Origin of the sequence: Bradyrhizobium sp. STM 3809, from assembly GCF_000239795.1 — a bacterium.
Taxonomy (GTDB): Bacteria; Pseudomonadota; Alphaproteobacteria; order Rhizobiales; family Xanthobacteraceae; genus Bradyrhizobium.
Window position 1 is genome coordinate 1 of record NZ_CAFJ01000527.1, and the last position, 980, is coordinate 980.

The window sequence follows — 980 nt, forward strand, 5'->3', positions numbered from 1 at the left end:
TGAGGGGTTTCTCTCCGCGGGTTCGACTCGCCGAGAGAGACCCCTCACCCAACCGAGCTTGAGGCGCTGTCCAACATGCCCTCTCCCACAAGGGGAGAGGGCGCATTCACTGGCACCGTAGGGAAATCTTGCCGACGGTGCCGTGCTCCTTGAACTAACAACAGCCAACAACCCGGAGGAACTCCCCATGACCCTGTTCGACATGACCGGCAAGGTCGCCGTCATCACCGGCTCCACCCGCGGCATCGGGCTCGCCATTGCCGAGCGCATGGCCGAGCACGGCGCCAAGGTGGTGATCTCCTCGCGCAAGGCCGATGTCTGCGATGCCGTGGCGAAGAAGATCAACGACCGCTACGGCGCGGGTACGGCGGCCGCGGTCGCCGCCAACATCTCCAGCAAGGAGAACCTGCAGAACCTCGTCGACGAGGCCAATCGCATCTACGGCAAGATCGACGTCCTGGTCTGCAACGCGGCGTCGAACCCGTATTACGGGCCGCTGGCCGGCATCTCCGACGATCAGTTCCGGAAAATCCTCGACAACAACATCGTCGCCAACAACTGGCTGATCAGCATGGTGGTGCCGCAGATGATCGCGCGCAAGGACGGCTCCGTGATCATCGTCTCCTCGATCGGCGGCCTGAAGGGCTCGACCATCCTCGGCGCCTATGCGATCTCGAAGGCCGCCGACATGCAGCTGGCGCGCAACCTCGCCTGCGAATACGGCCCGCACAATGTCCGCGTGAACTGCATCGCGCCCGGCCTGATCAAGACCGATTTCGCCAAGGCGTTGTGGGACAATCCGGAGAATTTGAAGGCCTCGACCGCGCGCTCGCCGCTGTTGCGCATCGGCATCCCCGATGAGATCGCGGGTGCGGCGGTGTTCTTAGGGTCCGCCGCCGGCAACTTCATGACCGGCCAGACCATGGTGATCGACGGCGGCGCGACGATCAGTTGATGTCGACGCTGTCTCCCCGCTCTCC

Annotated in this window: 1 protein-coding gene; it reads left to right on the forward strand. The window is 63.9% G+C overall.

Annotation, left to right across the window (positions count from 1 at the left end):
* The first annotated feature begins 187 nt into the window (after positions 1-187).
* Complete coding sequence (locus tag BRAS3809_RS24350; RefSeq protein ID WP_008964694.1) at positions 188-955, forward strand: SDR family NAD(P)-dependent oxidoreductase; 768 nt, start codon at positions 188-190, stop codon at positions 953-955.
* Positions 956-980: the final 25 nt, after the last annotated feature.

Excerpts from the sequence above, each read along its gene's own strand:
- BRAS3809_RS24350 (WP_008964694.1), top strand. The coding sequence starts at position 188 with ATGACCCTGTTCGACATGACCGGCAAGGTCGCCGTCATCACCGGCTCC.